This is a genomic window from Paenibacillus sp. NRS-1782 (assembly GCF_050467685.1).
GTDB classification, from domain to species: Bacteria; Bacillota; Bacilli; order Paenibacillales; family Paenibacillaceae; genus Paenibacillus; species Paenibacillus terrae_A.
Map to the genome: position 1 here is coordinate 133,342 of NZ_JBITPH010000009.1, position 16,194 is coordinate 149,535.

General features: G+C 47.5%; 15 protein-coding genes and 1 riboswitch. Of the genes, 13 read left to right on the forward strand and 2 right to left on the reverse strand.

The genetic code is table 11. The annotated features are described in order from the left end of the window. Nucleotides 1–93 precede the first annotated feature (93 nt). The 3 genes from ACIFQM_RS02830 (at nt 94) to ACIFQM_RS02840 (ending at nt 3,363) form a co-directional block, all read left to right on the forward strand. Nucleotides 94–1,557 carry an ABC transporter substrate-binding protein/permease gene (locus tag ACIFQM_RS02830; RefSeq protein ID WP_430041119.1) on the forward strand — a complete coding sequence of 488 codons (1,464 nt, stop codon included), beginning with the start codon at nt 94–96 and terminating at the stop codon, nt 1,555–1,557. Beyond that, nucleotides 1,544–2,266, forward strand: a complete 723-nt coding sequence (locus ACIFQM_RS02835) for an amino acid ABC transporter ATP-binding protein (protein ID WP_430041120.1) — start codon at nt 1,544–1,546, stop codon at nt 2,264–2,266. Before ACIFQM_RS02830 ends, ACIFQM_RS02835 begins: the two co-directional genes overlap by 14 nt. A 246-nt stretch (nt 2,267–2,512) precedes the next feature. Next, nucleotides 2,513–2,687, forward strand: a riboswitch (cyclic di-AMP (ydaO/yuaA leader). A 7-nt stretch (nt 2,688–2,694) separates the two neighbouring features. Next, nucleotides 2,695–3,363: a 3D domain-containing protein gene (locus tag ACIFQM_RS02840; RefSeq protein WP_430041122.1), complete on the forward strand. Its 669-nt coding sequence runs from the start codon at nt 2,695–2,697 to the stop codon at nt 3,361–3,363. 157 nt (nt 3,364–3,520) lie between these two features. Here ACIFQM_RS02840 and ACIFQM_RS02845 read toward each other — a convergent pair whose 3' ends face one another. After that, on the reverse strand, nt 3,521–4,327 hold the full coding sequence (locus ACIFQM_RS02845; protein ID WP_430047145.1) for a polysaccharide deacetylase family protein: 807 nt from the start codon (nt 4,325–4,327) through the stop codon (nt 3,521–3,523). A gap of 303 nt (nt 4,328–4,630) precedes the next feature. Between ACIFQM_RS02845 and ACIFQM_RS02850 the strand changes: the two genes are divergently transcribed. The 7 genes from ACIFQM_RS02850 to mobB all read left to right on the forward strand — a co-directional run bounded on the left by ACIFQM_RS02850 (nt 4,631) and on the right by mobB (nt 10,305). Next, nucleotides 4,631–5,653 carry an NADH:flavin oxidoreductase/NADH oxidase gene (locus ACIFQM_RS02850; protein ID WP_430064997.1) on the forward strand — a complete coding sequence of 341 codons (1,023 nt, stop codon included), beginning with the start codon at nt 4,631–4,633 and terminating at the stop codon, nt 5,651–5,653. A gap of 124 nt (nt 5,654–5,777) precedes the next feature. Beyond that, on the forward strand, nt 5,778–6,446 hold the full coding sequence (locus tag ACIFQM_RS02855) for a PspA/IM30 family protein (protein ID WP_014281523.1): 669 nt from the start codon (nt 5,778–5,780) through the stop codon (nt 6,444–6,446). Between the two features lie 129 nt (nt 6,447–6,575). Beyond that, nucleotides 6,576–6,983: a DUF350 domain-containing protein gene (locus ACIFQM_RS02860; protein ID WP_137063271.1), complete on the forward strand. Its 408-nt coding sequence runs from the start codon at nt 6,576–6,578 to the stop codon at nt 6,981–6,983. 26 nt (nt 6,984–7,009) lie between these two features. Further along, a complete protein-coding gene (locus ACIFQM_RS02865) occupies nt 7,010–7,516 on the forward strand; it encodes a DUF4178 domain-containing protein (protein WP_430041125.1) in 507 nt (168 codons plus the stop codon). A 13-nt stretch (nt 7,517–7,529) separates the two neighbouring features. After that, nucleotides 7,530–8,288 (forward strand): DUF4247 domain-containing protein, encoded by a 759-nt coding sequence (locus ACIFQM_RS02870; RefSeq protein WP_430041126.1) that lies wholly within the window; start codon nt 7,530–7,532, stop codon nt 8,286–8,288. Nucleotides 8,289–8,482: 194 nt separating this feature from the next. Next, entirely contained in the window at nt 8,483–9,760 is a 1,278-nt protein-coding gene (locus tag ACIFQM_RS02875; protein WP_430041127.1) for a molybdopterin molybdotransferase MoeA, read from the forward strand. After that, nucleotides 9,757–10,305: a molybdopterin-guanine dinucleotide biosynthesis protein B gene (mobB, locus tag ACIFQM_RS02880; RefSeq protein WP_430064999.1), complete on the forward strand. Its 549-nt coding sequence runs from the start codon at nt 9,757–9,759 to the stop codon at nt 10,303–10,305. The genes ACIFQM_RS02875 and mobB overlap by 4 nt, the downstream gene beginning before the upstream one ends. A gap of 4 nt (nt 10,306–10,309) precedes the next feature. Here the strand turns inward: mobB and xerS are convergent, their stop codons facing one another. Next, the gene (xerS, locus tag ACIFQM_RS02885; RefSeq protein WP_430041129.1) at nt 10,310–11,410 is read right to left on the reverse strand and encodes a tyrosine recombinase XerS; all 1,101 of its coding nucleotides are present in this window, start codon (nt 11,408–11,410) and stop codon (nt 10,310–10,312) included. 126 nt (nt 11,411–11,536) lie between these two features. Here xerS and ACIFQM_RS02890 point away from each other — a divergent pair, with 126 nt between their 5' ends. The 3 genes from ACIFQM_RS02890 (at nt 11,537) to ACIFQM_RS02900 (ending at nt 15,975) form a co-directional block, all read left to right on the forward strand. Continuing rightward, the gene (locus ACIFQM_RS02890) at nt 11,537–12,046 is read left to right on the forward strand and encodes a GNAT family N-acetyltransferase (protein WP_430041130.1); all 510 of its coding nucleotides are present in this window, start codon (nt 11,537–11,539) and stop codon (nt 12,044–12,046) included. A gap of 137 nt (nt 12,047–12,183) precedes the next feature. Further along, nucleotides 12,184–12,405, forward strand: coding sequence for a hypothetical protein (locus ACIFQM_RS02895; RefSeq protein ID WP_430041131.1), 222 nt, complete (start codon nt 12,184–12,186; stop codon nt 12,403–12,405). 495 nt (nt 12,406–12,900) lie between these two features. Further along, nucleotides 12,901–15,975 carry a X2-like carbohydrate binding domain-containing protein gene (locus ACIFQM_RS02900; RefSeq protein ID WP_430065001.1) on the forward strand — a complete coding sequence of 1,025 codons (3,075 nt, stop codon included), beginning with the start codon at nt 12,901–12,903 and terminating at the stop codon, nt 15,973–15,975. Nucleotides 15,976–16,194: the final 219 nt, after the last annotated feature.

Genomic DNA, 16,194 nt, shown 5'->3' on the forward strand with positions numbered 1-16,194 from the left:
TTTGTACTATAACATTCATTGCATAATCATGCATATTCATTTATAATGACACAATCTTATTTATTATAAAGAATTTAAGGAGAGAAAAAAAGATTGAAAAAGGCATATCGTTTTACCGCCCTTATTCTGACGGCGGTTATCTTGCTGTTGGCTGGTCTTCCGATGCTTACTGCATACGGGACGGAAGCGAAGACACAGTCAAAACTTGTACTCGGCATGAGTGCCGATTTTCCGCCTTATGAGTTTCATAAAGACATTAACGGCAAGGATACCATTGTAGGATTTGACGTTGATATCGCCAATGAAATTGCCAAGGATCTGGGTGCAGAGCTGGTCATTGAGGACATGAGCTTTGACTCGTTGCTGCCTGCCCTGCAAAGCGGTCGTGTAGACCTGGTACTGTCTGGTATGACACCAACGGATGAACGCAGAAAGAGCATTGATTTTTCGGATGTATACTACCACTCCAAGCAAGTCATTATGGTACGTCCGGAGGATAAGGACAAATATCCGATGATGGCTGCTTTGAAAGGCGAGAAGATCGGGGCACAAAAGGGCAGTATTCAGGAAGAGATTGCTCAAAAAGTGCCCAATTCCTCTGTAACTTCGCTGGATAAAATCTCCGACCTGGTACTCCAGCTTCGGACACAGCGTATTAACGCTGTCGTGATTGAGGATACAGTTGCTAAAGGATATACGTTGGACGGTACGGTAACGCTCGCCAAGGCGGTGCCAGAGGATGAGGGAGCAGAAACCGCTGTAGGTATTCGTAAAGGAAATGCTGAACTGCTGGCCTCTGTAAATAAAACGTTGACTCGCCTGAAAGCAGACGGTTCTATTGAAAAGTTTTCCACAGAAGCGAGTGCGCTCAATGCGGATCGACAGGTTTCATCCAATAACATCGTGGATATATTTTGGAAATATCGCAGCTTTTACGTTACGGGTATCGGCTACACGTTGTTGCTGTCTGCGCTCGGGGTACTGTTCGGATTTATCATTGGTCTGATCATCTCTCTGCTGCGGATGAGTGGTGTACGTATCATTGAATGGTTGGGTACGGCCTACGTAGAGGTACTACGTGGTACACCTATGCTGGTACAGCTTATGATCATCCATTATGGGGTTGCTTTGACGCTGGGCGTCAATTTTACGCCACTTCAGTCCGGTATTATTACGTTATCTCTGAATAGCTCGGCTTATCTGGCTGAAATTTTCCGTGCAGGTATCCAGGCAGTGGACCGTGGTCAGATGGAAGCAGCTCGTTCACTCGGTATGGGACGAGGCAAAGCTATGCGTCACGTCATTTTACCGCAAGCGTTCAAGTCTGTACTGCCTGCGATCGGCAATGAGTTTATTACGATTATTAAAGAGTCCTCCATCATTTCTACCATCGGTATCGTGGATATTATGTATCAGGCCCAAGTCATTAAGAACATCACCTACGAAGGATTAAGTCCGTTCGTCATCGCGGCTGCTATTTATTTTGTAATGACATTCAGCTTGTCGAAGCTGTTGGGTTTATGGGAAAGGAAGTTGAGAGCCAGTGATCACCGTTAAACAACTGCGTAAATCGTTCGGCAAAAGTGAAATTTTAAAAGGCATTGATATAGATATTGCCAAAGGCGAGGTTGTTGTCGTCATTGGCCCGAGTGGTTCGGGGAAAAGTACATTTTTACGTTGTATGAATCTGCTGGAGCAGCCGACCGACGGGGAGATTTTGTTTGAGGGCGAGCCGATCACAGCTCGTGGTCATAACATTAATGCGACTCGTGAAAAAATGGGGATGGTGTTCCAGCATTTCAACCTGTTCCCGCACAAAACGGTGCTGCAAAATCTGACGCTTGCGCCAACTCAGGTTAGGGGCCAGTCTGTGAAGGAAGCTGAGAAAATTGCGCTGGAGCTGCTGCGCACCGTTGGACTTGAAGACAAAAAGGCCACCTATCCAAATCAGTTATCCGGTGGACAGAAGCAGCGGATTGCGATTGCACGCGCCTTGGCGATGCAGCCGCATGTAATGCTCTTCGATGAGCCGACTTCGGCTTTGGACCCTGAAATGGTCGGGGAGGTGCTGGACGTGATGAAGAAACTGGCTGAGGGTGGCATGACGATGGTCATCGTGACCCATGAAATGGGCTTTGCCCGCGAGGTAGGAGACCGCATTATCTTTATGGATAACGGTCAAATTGTGGAGCAAGGTACACCGGAGCAGGTTTTTGGTACTCCAAGCCATGATCGTACCCGGGATTTTCTTGCCAAGGTTTTGTAAGAAATGAGCTTGTAAAGGCTATGAAGAAAGCTCTCCGCGTTGGAAGTTTGACGGGGGGCTTTTTCTTTTTTTTGTCATCCTCGTTCATATTTTTGTAACTAATTTCGATTTCATGATGACAAAATTGTAACACATGTAGTATGATGTTCAAGGTTCCCAACATTTTCATGCAGATAAGGTTACAAAATTGTGATATTATGCAGTGAGCCAAAACTTACCGGGGCAGCAGACAGCTACGACAGACGCTGAATGCGGGACCCAAAACCATGGGAAGTGCGGGGGACGTAACAACGGCAGTAACTTCTGATCCGTCTTCATACGAATGGATGGAAGGTTGCCTAGGGGTGAATTGCATTAAGCATAGGGCTTCTCCTGAGTCCGAATCCGACAGCTAACTTCGCAGGCATAACAGAGGAGGTACATATCTTTTGAAACATCTGAAACGTATTGGAAAAACAATGAAATTTGCGGTGCTGGCAGTAGCCATTGCAGGATTGGCGCAGACAGCCGGGGTAGCCGACGCTGCTTCGCTTCATACGGCCAAGGAAGGTGACACCTTCTTTTTACTTGCTCAACGTTACGGGGTATTTGTAGAAGATCTGCAAAAGGAGAACCCGGATGTTGCCGCCAGCAATATATATGCAGGAATGCAAATTAAGGTGCCGGACGAGAACAAGTTAAAGGCCGCTTCGGATTCGAAGCCTCAGCTTCTTTCCGAGAAAGCGCCAGCAGGTGACGGTCAACAGGTTGAAGCATGGGGCAAAACATTCAACTACAGAAAAGTAGTTGACGTGAAGGCCACAGCGTATTCCGCAGCAGCCAGTGAAAATGGAAAATGGGGAGCGGTGGACTATTTCGGAAATCCGCTTAAGCTCGGTACGATTGCGGTAGACCCCAACGTAATTCCGTTGGGTACGAAAGTGTTGGTTACAGGCTATTCCCACCCGGGGCTGCCGGATCAATCTTTTGTAGCAGTAGCACGTGATAAGGGCAGCGCCATCACGGGTAAACGGATTGATATTTTCATTCCAGGCAGCCCATCTTTTGTGAGTGACTTTGGTTTTCAGAATGTGAAGCTGTATGTCATTGATAAATAGACTATGTAAGCAAATGAATTAAGTGAACATAATATATATTATGTAAACTATAATCAAATAACGTAATCGCAGGTTCAGATCATATATGGGTCTTGTCGATTAGTAAAGGGCTGTCTTGACCGCAGAATGCATCTGCTGACAAGACAGCCCTTTACTGTTATTTCCGCTCCGAGGTGTGAAGTAGCCGGGGAACCGTGACAAATTTGTAGCCCTTGGCTTTCAGCGACTGAATGAGACCCGGCAGGGATTGAACAGTGCCTTTCAGATTGGAGCTTTGACCTCCACCTGCGTGCATTAAAATGATAGAGCCTGGTCCAGTAGCCGGGATCACATTACGCTGAATTTGTGTTTTACTGAGTCCCTTCCAATCGAGGGAGTCTACGTTCCAATTGACAATCATGTAGCCGTGACGACGCGCCCATCGGATCTGAGGCTCCGTAATTTCACCATAGGGCGGGCGGATCAGCTTGGGTCGAAAGCCTACAGTGGCCTCCAAAATATGTTCTGTTTTCTTAATCTGGTTGCGAAAGCGTTCCGGTGAAGCCTTCCTAAAATCCGGATGGGTATAGGAATGGTTGCCTAAGGCATGGCCTTCACGTACGATACGGCGAATCATGCCCGGGTGTTTTTCCGCACGGTGACCGACAATAAAGAAGGTGGCTTTGATCCCATTCGCATGCAAAATGTCCAGAACCTGCGGCGTATACCGGGAATCGGGCACGTCATCAAAAGTCAGGGCAATTTGCTGAGTGTGCGGGCCGCACATTTTGAAAATATCCGCATGTTTTTTTCGAAGCATGGCTAATGTGGGAGTGGCTCGTTCTCTGCTCTTATGTGCTGAAGAAACAACAGTCGCTTCCTTGGAATGAGTCGTTCCGATATCGGGAGGCGCATCCGCGTGAACGGGAAAACTCGAAAATGCTAGTAACAGTGACATGATTGGCAATATTCCCCTGTACGGCATATGTATCCCCCTTTCCGTGCAGTGGTTCCTTCTGTTGCTTTCATTTATTATGTACCTGACATGTTGAAATTATGCTGCTGAACAGGTTAGACTATTGAATGGTTGAGTGGAAATGCAGCACAATACGGATGTAAGTGCAGATCACGAAGCTAAACGAACATATTCTATTAAACCTGACCGAAAACAGCAGTATTTTCGCAGCTTTTAGCCTTTAAATGGATTCGGTATCCAGTGATTACTGGTGTATAATGGGGTTGCAATTCATATTGTACAGAGATGGAATTAAAGGAAGGATGGATCAAAGTGACCGACTTGTTTACTCCTTATCAATTAAAGGGACTCTCTTTAAAAAATCGAATTGTAATGCCCCCCATGTGCCAATACAGTGTGGAGGCCAAAGATGGAAAGCCAAATGATTGGCATCATGTCCATTACGTTAGCCGGGCAGTAGGTGGCACCGGGCTGATTATTGTGGAAATGACAGCGGTCCACCCGGATGGACGCATTACAGATCATGATCTGGGTATTTGGAGTGACGAGCATATTCCTGCATACCGTAAAATAGTGGAGGAAGTCCACAAGTACGGTGCCAAAATCGGAATTCAATTAGGTCATGCCGGACGAAAGGCTGAAGATGCCGACTTGCCTGTTGCACCGTCCTCGATAGCTTTTAGCGAACGTTTCAAGGAGCCGCATGCTTTGACGACAGCCGAAGCCAGGGAGCTGGTTCAGGCTTATAAGGAAGGCGCGCGCCGCGCGGTGGAAGCCGGGTTTGATACAGTAGAAATTCATGGCGCTCATGGTTATCTAATTCATCAATTTCATTCCCCTTTAACGAACACAAGAGAAGATGAGTATGGACAGGATTTATCGCTGTTCGGTGTTGAAGTGATTCAGGCTGTTAAAGAGGTGCTTCCGTCTGATATGCCTGTGTTGATGCGGATATCCGCCAAAGAGTATGTAGAAAACGGATATAATGTGGAATACATAGCGGGCATAGGGGAACGATATCGTGATGCAGGTGTGGATATTTTTCACATCTCCTCTGGTGGCGAGGGGCCGATTGGTTCCAATGGCGGTCCATCTGCGCGTGCGGGATATCAGGTGGATTTGGCACGTGATATACGTGAAAAGCTTAATGTGCCTGTAATCGCTGTCGGTCTACTGGACGATTATGAGGATGCCCGGCGGGTGATTCAGCAAAAAGAAGCTGATCTGGTAGCGATAGGACGCGCCATGCTGCGCGATCCGTATTGGGCGCTGCATGCGTCGCGGGAGCTGAAAGTACAGGCGGATATCCCGGAGCCTTACTTGCGCGGTTTTTAGAATGCACTTTATTTTTTAGAATGCACTTTGTCCGATAATATTTTTGAAACTCTATTTGCAAAGCTTGCGTAAACATGTGTACAGAGCTTAAAATTTAAGCATTCAACACTAGGAGGAACTTCACATGTCTATTTTCAAACGTTTAAGAGATCTTACCATGTCCAATATCAACTCCATTATTGACAAAGCCGAAGATCCAGTTAAAATGACAGATCAATACATTCGTGATATGCAAGAGGATCTGGAGGATGCAGAGAAAGCGGTAGCCGCTCAGATTGCCATTGAGAAGAGATTCAAACAGCAGTACGAAGAGCAGGCTGCTCTGGTAAAAAAACGTGAAGAGCAGGCCCATACAGCAGCAAAAGCGCAAAATGTGGATCTGGCTCGCCGCGCGTTGGAAGAAAAGAAATCTGCTGAGCAAAAAATGACCGAGTTTAAGGCTGGCTACGAGCAGAACAAGGCGGCAGCCGATAACCTGCGCGGTAAGCTGGATGAAATGCGCAGACAGCTGACGGAAATGAAGAACAAGCGTGAAACGCTGGTTGCCCGTTATAATGCAGCTAAAGCACAAACGGAAATTAACAAAGCAATGAACGGTTTTAGCTCCGATACGGCAACTGCCGGGCTGAAGCGCATGGAAGAAAAAATGCTGCAAGCAGAGGCGCGTGCTGAAGCAAGCAACGAAATGTCCTCTAAAGAAAAATCGCTGGATGAGGAATTCAAGGAGCTTGATAAGAAAAGTGCCGTGGACGATGAGCTTGCCGCTTTGTTGAAGCAATACGACAATAAATAAGGTTATAAGCATGGCCGCCTGTGTGGCTGCTAAGGAGCGAAGGGGAACCGTTTTCTCCTTCGCTTTTCCCTGCCCGGAGGCGTAAATCAACATATATGAAGGTCAAGATGATGTGGAGGATGGTATGAAATGCATTTTTTAGAAACGATGAAAGCGATGCTTGTATGGACTGGCGCGGGTGCCGTTTTGTTGTTCGTATTGATGTACATTGATTCTTTATTTACGAAGTATAAGGATTTTGCAGAAGTGAAAGCCGGTAATATGGCCGTAACAGTCCGGTTAATTATGAAGCTGTTTGCACAGGGGTATATTTTGTCAAGCTCCATTGCTACAGCTAACAATTTGCTGGAGGCGCTTGTGTATTCTGTGATCGCCTTTGTCATTCTGTTTGTTTTGGAAGTTGTCGTACGTCTATTGCTTCGGTACTGGGCACAGCTTGATCTGGATAAAGGCACACAGGAAGGAAAAATCGGCTTTGGTCTGTTTTCAGGTACGCTGCATCTGGTCGGCGCTTTAATCATTGCGGCATGCTTCTAGGCTAAAGAAAGGCAGGGGGAATCATCATGGGTGTATGGAAACGAATTTCGAATCTGTTTACCAAGCCAGAGCCGCCAAAAGCGGAAAAGAGTATGCTTCATTTAAATCCCGGCGATATCTGTGAAGTGTCGCTTGTCACATATGAAGTGGTGGGCCGAGTACATAACCGCGCTCGGAATGCCGTTGTTCTGACGCTTCAGGATGGTAATCAAGTCAGCTACCTTCACATTGAGGAACGGGAAACGCTGCAATTCGGACTGTACCAGGCTATCGATGGCAGACTGGACAACCCGGAGGAAGTGCCAACGATTCTGGAGCTGGATGATACAACATATCATTTGGAAGAGCAGTATTTTGGGCATGTTACGGTTATGGGCCGTGCTCCTTTTCGACAGGGTGGAGAGCAGCATGTTTGGCAGTATCAGTCGGATGATTACCATCTGCTGCGTGTAGAGTGGCAGGACGGCCGCTTTATGCTTTATGAAGGAGAAGAAGTAATTACCGGAGACGTCAAGGTTATTCGGGCAAGCTAGGAGAGGGTGACACATGAGCAAACGCACCTGGCAGTATGCATTAAAGGTCATTGTGGCGCTGAGCTTGTTCGTATCCGTGCTAAGCGGTTGCGGTGCGCCAAATGTGAAAGATACGTACCCATTGGAATCGGTCAGTGGCAGCGGCAACTCGACCTCGTACGTGTACCGGGCCGCAGGCAAGACGGTTCCAGAAGTGGCGGAGGAACTGAAAGAACAACGTGAACCGAAACAAATCTCGCCGCAGAGCAATGAGCGGATGTTTCTGGTGTACAGCGATGAATGGTATCATTTACAGCAAGATCCAGCCAAGAAGGAAGACACATTAATTGAAATCGACAGCAAGAAGTATGTCGAGCAAAATTACAGCTCCAGCTTTCTAAAAGGATACTTAACGGCAACCGTACTGGATGCTCTGTTTGATTCGTTGCGCGGATCAGGCTCTTACCGGGGGTATTCCAGCAGAGATGTATATCGGCCTTCTCAAGGCCAGTACCGTGCACCTACGGTGCAGGAGAAGAAAGCCATCCCGCCTATTACGGTGGAGCGGAAGGGTTCCGTTACCCGCAGGGGTACGGGGTCTGATTCCAGTGTCGGTTCCAGCGGAAGTCTGTTCGACAGAGGCTCCAGCAGTAGTTCACCGAGTAGAGGCTCGATTTCGCGTGACCGGGGCAGCAGCGGTGGTTCCAGCATTTTTAATTCGCCGCGCAAATCTTATAGTAAGCCTAAAACACGCAGCGGATCAGGTAAAATCAGCCGACGAAGTCGACGATGATGGGGTTAAGGTGTGTAATGACAAGCAAACTTTTAACGTAGAATCTGCAAAACAGTCCGGGAATGTGATCCCGGGCTGTTTTTTTTGCGTATAGAGACTTGTCGCTACTCAATAAACATGGCTCGGATTTGCCAGATAACGGTTTTAGCGTTATAACAGAAAGAGGGCATTTTCAGAAGAACGGGAGTGAAGATATGAATCAGGCACAACTCAATTCGAACAAATTTCAGCGCAAAGCGGTTCAAGTGGAAGAAGCGCAAAGCAGAATAGCTGCTCATGTTAAACAGGGAGAGCGGGAGGATGTAGGACTGGAGCAGGCGCATGGACGTTATTTGGCGATGGATTTGACCGCACCACACCCGTATCCCAGCTTCCGTCGTTCAGGCATGGATGGATACGCCATCCTTGGTTCGGACACTGAAGTCTGTTCGTCCGGTCAGGAAATCTGGCTACGCGTGATTGGTGAAATCCCATGCGGCACCGTATCGGACAAGCGGGTGGAGACGGGAATGGCGACCCGCATCATGACAGGAGCACAATTACCTGAAGGGGCCGATACGGTTGTTATGTTGGAAGCGACACAGCTACGTGAGGAAGATGGACAGGTATATGTCGGCTTGAAGAAGCGCATGGAAATCGGCAAAAATGTGACGACAATCGGCCATGAGATTCAGGAAGGTCAGCTTTTACTTAGTAAAGGAACCTGTCTGGGGGCAGGACACATCTCGGTGCTGGCTACCTTTGGTGTACATCGGGTACCCGTCTGTAGGAAGCCACGAGTAGCTGTTTTTTCCACAGGTTCGGAATTGCTTGCCGTGGATGAGCCGTTGCAGCCGGGGAAAATTCGGAACAGCAATACATATATGCTGGCTTCACAAATCAGGGAGGGAGGGGGGGAGCCGTTCATCCTGCAAGCCATTCATGATGATTTGGCTCTCGCCCGTGCTTCTGTGCGTGAAGCGATAGCTGCCTACGATATCGTCGTTACGAGTGGCGGAGTATCGGTGGGGGATTTTGATATTATGGGCGATCTGGTACGACAGGAGGATGTGGATATGCTGTTCAACAAGGTCACCATGCGTCCGGGTAGTGTGACCACAGCCGCGGTGATTGACGGCAAGCTACTATTTGCGCTTTCTGGCAATCCCGGTGCGTGCTTTGTAGGTTGTGAGTTGTTTGTGCGGCCCACCATCCAAATGATGCTGTCTTCAGAACAGCCGTATCTGCAAACCTGGACGGCGCGGTTGGGAGCAGATTATACGAAGGTGAATAATTTTACCCGTTTTGTACGCAGCTCCCTGGAAATATGCAGCGGGCAAGTATACGCAATTCCTGCGCGAGTAGATGAATCCAGCGTCATGGTGACGATTAAGGACGCCGACTGTCTGATCGTGGTTCCTCCAACAACAGAAGGCTTGCGTGCAGGGGAAGAGGTGCGTGTGCTGGTGCTTCAAGGCGGTCAGGTGACGTGAATACGACGAATCCGTATGTATGTCAGGTTGTCGGCTTCAAAAACACGGGGAAAACGACCTTCCTCGGAGGATTGATTGTTTATTTGCGGGAGTCTGGACTACGTGTAGCTGTGATCAAGCATGATGGACATGAGTTTGAGATGGATCATGAGGGAACAGATACGTACAAGCACCGACTAGCGGGAGCCGAAGGCGTAGCCATTGTTTCAGATGGAAGAACAGCCATTTTAGAGGAGCATAGTCGGCCTGTTGCCGGACTGATCCGGCATTTTCAGGCATACGACTGCGTGTTGCTGGAAGGCTTCAAGCAGGAGCATTATCCGAAGCTGGTTATGGTGCGGGAACAATCGGATGCCCAGCTTACTACTGAGCTGACCAATGTACAGGGAGTAGCGGTTTGGGAGGATCATACGGGCTGGGCACAGAGCCATTTTTCGGATCAAACGATGCAGATATTTCCCGCCGATGCCAACGGCCCGGCAGGCCTCTGGTTACTTGGACAGATTCAGAATCAGAGAGAAGGAGTCCGGGATGAGCAGGGCTGAGACATCAATCGGCTGAGTCGGTTTGAGTCTCCACCCGCCGTTCAATCGCTTGGGACATGGTCTTGTCGGTCAGATGGGCATAGACTTCTGTCGTTTCTGTGGAAGCATGACCGAGTTGTTCCTTCGTTTTGTAAATATCGTTTTGCAGATAGTAGTCGGTGGCAAAGGAATGACGGAGCTTGTGAACGGTCAGGTAAGGCTTGCCGAACCGTTTGGCATACTTGATAATCATCGCCTGAATCGCTCTTTTGGTCATCCGTTTGCCTTCCGTACTGCCGTTGGGACGTGCGACGAAGAGCGCTTTTTCCTTTTTGGGTGCGCGATAACGGGTATGCCGCAGGGATAAATAGAGTGCCAGATCATCTTTGGACTGCTCGCGGAAATATACTGGCGTTTTAAAGGTCTCATCGTTGTGGCCTTTACGGTACACATATAGTAATTTGTTGTTTACATCCAGATCGTCCAGATTCAGATTGACGATTTCAGATACGCGCAGGCCCGAGTTCAGAATGAGACTGGCAATACAGGCGTCCCGTTCCTTGTTCAGCTCATAGGAGTACAGTGCCTGCTTGTTACCGGCCAAATCTTGTCCATAGCCTTCATAAATATAGCCGATAAATTCAAGCAGCTCCTCCTCCTCTAGTATTTTTCCTTTGAGCTTGGCGGCCGTGTCCTTGGGTTTATGTATGCGCTTGATTTCGACCTTGGCCATAATGTTGCGTTTGAGCAAAGGATAAAAGTTTTCATCCTCAGCGATCTGGCTCAAATAATGAAAGAGGGAACGCAGGGACGAAAGCTTACGTGAAATCGTAATGCGGGAATTGGAGCCTTCACGCTTAGTCGATAGAAACAAACGATAGCCTGTAATACTATCCATATGGAGCGTCTCCAATTCTTCCAGTGTAACTTGGGCGTTCGTCTCTCCGGCAGACAAGCCCTCTGAGCGAAGCCATGTAAAAAAAGCTTCATAATCCCGCACATATTCCAGCAATGTGGAAGGGGACAGGTCGGGTAGCTTGTAATCCATAAATTGCTGCACGTACCATGGTAATCCCGGCATTTTTTCATCCAGTTTGCGCCGGTCGATGATCTTTTGTATATTCATTGGGCTCCACCTCGTCCGGTCATAATATATGTATTTTAGCATATTTTGAACAGCACCGGAGGGAATGTGAGATTGGGATGCAAATCGAAGTAAAGAACGAACTGATCCGTCAAGAGAGGTGAAGATATGGGGTATGACATTCAGTCGAAATTGAAGCTGTCCATAAAAAGTGCACCGGAGTCGCAGAAAGACATTATTGTGCAGCTCATGCAATTTTATTTATATGATTTTACAGCCTATCTTCAAATTGATGTTACAGAAAACGGCACCTTCCCGGCTTACCCGGACTTGTATCAATACTGGACAAGCGGTGAACAGAAGCTGCCTTTTCTAATCTGGAGGCAGGACGTTCCCGTAGGTTTCGCATTGGTTGACCAGATGTCCAGCAATCGGGAGGCTGACTACTACATGGCTGAGTTCTTTGTGCTTCGTCCTTATCGGCATAAGGGTGTCGGTACTTGGGCGGCTCATGAGCTGTTTGGACGTTTTGCCGGGCGTTGGAAGGTAACGCAGATGAGCACGAACAGGGCAGCGCAGTCCTTTTGGCGGAAGGTGATTGGCAGTTATACGGATGGGGACTACAGGGAGCAGACTCATCCAGTACGAGGGAGTATAAGTCAGTTTTTCAATACCTGAAAAATTCAAAACTGTAATTAGTAACAAAATGAGTCGGGGAGAGCCTCCTGTCGGCTCTTTTTTGCGTTTTCAATTTAAGTCTTCTATCCATCTATAGAGATGCTAAGCGGGAGGAAATTTACAAAAAGGTACAATAATTGATCTGTGATCAAGTTGTTATCATTCGATTTGTCGGCAGGCTGTATGGAGCAGAGGATTTTGCTTATTACTTGGAGAGACGGCCGGGAGCTTTCATTCATGTGGGGGCGCGTAATGAGGATGAACGAACACATTATGCTCAACACCTTCCTCATTTTGATTTTGATGAGCGTGCATTGCTTGTGTCAGGCCACATATTTTTGGTGTTGGCGCTTGAATAGTTGCAATAATAAAGGATATATTTAATGCTTATTGATAGCATTCACGTAAAATGGAACCGCGCATAGCGCGGTTTTTTGGCGTATATCAAAGTATTTTGACAGATATTAAAGAATGAGAAATGAATTGATTATTTCAATACATGAAAAATTCATAATAGAAGTATTTAAAAAGTATCAATGTCCAGGTGAAGGATCAAGCCCATACTGTAAGCTGTGAAGCAAGTAATGATATTAACATAATCTTGATTTTTTACACAAGGAAATGAGAAAAGGATGACGAATGTATTGAGCGAGACAAATGTAAGCGCTTTATAAAATGTGGTTCCTGTTGTATTTCATGGATAACGACTGGAGGTGAGACCGAGAGAAGCTTTTATCAGACTATGTTGGTTGTTGGAAAGACAATGATTAGGAACGAATCTGGAATCGACTGGTTTCTTTGATATGAAAAATATTTGCATATTCAAATGAAAATAGAGAAGGAGGTTGAATTCATTGACTAAGGTAAAAAGCAGGTTTAGGATCGCATGTTTGGCCCTTGTGGTAGCGGGTGCTTCCTGGACAGGGTTGATAACGCCCTCACATGCTGCTCCTCCAAGTGATGAGTACACCTGGAAGAGTGTGGTCACGGGTGGCGGTGGCGGTTTTGTGCCAGGTATCATTTTTAATGAGAAGGAAAAAAATCTGATCTATGCCCGTACGGATATCGGAGGTGCTTATCGCTGGAATCCCGCTGACGAGAGCTGGATTCCGTTGACGGATTCTGTGGGTTGGGAAGATTGGAACAAAAATGGCGTAGATGCGTTGGCGACCGATCCTGTTGATCCGAATCGTGTATATATAGCTACAGGTACGTATACCAATTCATGGGACAAGCAAAACGGGCAGATTATGCGGTCGACCGACCGGGGCAATACGTGGCAGACAACGAAGCTTCCTTTTAAGGTGGGAGGGAATATGCCAGGACGCTCGATGGGCGAGCGTCTGACAATTGATCCCAATAAGAACAATATTTTGTTCTTCGGGGCACGGAGCGGTAATGGACTATGGAAAAGCTCGGATTACGGGGTAACCTGGAGCAAGGTGAGCAGCTTCTCGAATCCGGGCACGTATGTTCAGGACCCTTCCAATGAGTACACCAGTGATATTGTCGGTTTGGCCTGGATTACGTTTGACAAAAAGACAGGCTCTGCCAGCAAAGCTACCCAGACGATTTATGTAGGGGTAGCTGATAAGAACCAAAGTGTCTATCGCAGTACGGATGGCGGGTCAACCTGGTCCGCTGTAGCAGGACAACCAACGGGCTATTTACCGCATCATGGCGTGTTGTCATCGGACGGCAACCTGTATATCTCTTATAGTGATGGGGCGGGTCCATATGACGGGACAAAGGGTGATGTATGGAAATTGAATACAGCCAGCGGTCAATGGACCAATATAAGTCCTATTGCCAGTAGCAGCACGGACAATTATTTTGGATATGGTGGATTGACAGTAGACGCGCAGAAGCCCGGTACTCTGATGGTGGCTACGCTGAATTCCTGGTGGCCGGATGCAACGATTTATCGCAGCATCGACAGCGGGTCAACCTGGAGCCCCATTTGGGAATTCGATGGTTATCCAACTCGCAAGCTGAAATATAATTTGGATATAACAGCTGCACCTTGGCTGACTTTTAATGCCAACCCTGCTCCGCCGGAAATATCGCCCAAGCTGGGCTGGATGATCGGGGATCTGGAGATTGATCCATTTAATTCAGACCATATGTTATACGGCACAGGAGCTACGATTTACGGCTCCAAAAATGTGACGAATTGGGACAAGGGCGGCAAGCTGGACATTTCGGTAGCCGCTAAGGGGGTAGAGGAAACGGCGATTTTGGATCTTGTAAGCCCTCCAACCGGTGCACCTTTGGTGAGTGCAGTAGGGGATGTCTCCGGTTTCAGACATGACGATCTGTTCAAGGCTCCAGCTAAAATGCTGGATAATCCCACTTTTACAAGCAGTGAAAGCATCGACTATGCCGAGCTGAATCCAGCTTTTATGGCGCGGGTAGGCAAAGCCGATTACCAAAAAGATCCGAATGCCAAATCCATTGGCTTCTCCAATGATGGCGGAGCAAACTGGCATAAAGCGAACAGTGAGCCTTCCGGTACAGCAGGAGGGGGAAGCGTAGCTGTTGCGGCAGATGGTAATGGCTTGCTTTGGAGCACATCGGACAAAGGCGTATTTTACTCCAAAACAGGCGGCAACTCATGGACCGCAAGTACAGGTATTCCAGCGAACGCGAAGATTGCCTCGGATCGGGTGAATCCCAACAAATACTATGCATTCGCCGACGGAAAAATATATGTCAGCACCAATGGAGGCGTATCGTTCACAGCCTCGGCGGTATCTGGCTTGCCAACCGTAGGTAATGCCGATATTGATGCAGTACGTGGAGTAGAAGGGGATGTGTGGTTCGCTGGGGGCTCTGAGGATGGAGGGCCATACGGCTTGTGGCATTCCAAGGATTCCGGTGTTACGTTCACCAAACTCGCTAATGTGCAGGAGGCAGACTTTGTAGGCTTTGGTAAAGCAGCACCGAATCGTACCAATGCAGCTGTATTCATCGTTGGTAAAATCGACGGTACACGCGGATTTTACCGTTCGGACGATGATGGCGCAAACTGGGTACGTATTAATGACGACAAGCATCAATATGCACGGGCGACGACCATTATCGGTGACCCCCGAGTTTATGGACGTGCTTATCTGGGAACGAATGGCCGCGGCATTCTGGTAGCAGATCGATTGGGCGGTGATCAACCATCTGCGGGTCAGTCTAGCATTACGCCGACAACTGCCACCTATGGACAAGATAACACAAATACCAATATTTCCGTCAAGCTTACACTGAACGGTAATACGTTAGACGCTATCCAGCAGGGTAGCGTAGTGCTGAATAAAGGTGAAGATTATACGCTCAATGGCGAAACGGTCACCTTCTCCAATAGTTATTTGTCCAAACTCCCTAAAGGAGATACAGCGCTAATGTTTCATTTTAATGCAGGTAGTGATGTGCAGTTTACGGTGACAGTAAAGGAAAATACACCAAGCGAGCCGGGAACAGAACAGGGTGTTCTCAAGGTACAGACCTTCAATGGGAATGTATCCGAAACAAGCAATACGATCAGCTCCAAGTTTAAAATTACGAATACAGGAGCTTCATCGGTTTCCCTTGCCGATGTGACGATGCGTTATTATTACACTATAAATGGGGAGAAGTCCCAAAATTTCTTCGCAGATTGGTCAAGTGTTGGTCCTGAGAATGTGATCGCTAGCTTCAAAACACTGTCCAATCCAAAACCGGGAGCAGATTCTTATATGGAAATGGGCTTTAAGCCAGGGACGGGTTCTTTAGATCCCGGTCAAAGTGTGGAGCTACAAACCAGGGTAACCAAAACGGACTGGAGCAATTACACCCAAACCGATGATTATTCCTTTGACGCCACAGCAACCAGTTTAAAAGATTCCACTAAGGTAACTGCTTATTTGTCTGGAAGCAAGCAATGGGGGATAGAGCCGTAAACCCTGTTAAGGTAAGCGAAATCCGAGCGAAAAGAGGACGATTGCTAAAATGGCTAACTGCTTTGCAGCATTTAGCATAAGAATAATCCTAAAGCCAGCCACTCCTGATGAGCGAGCTGGCTTTATTTGTGTTGGCATTGTTGATTCTCATTAACACACCAATATAATTATTTCACTATATGAAAAATTCATAATAGATAAACAATTCTTTCTCGCACG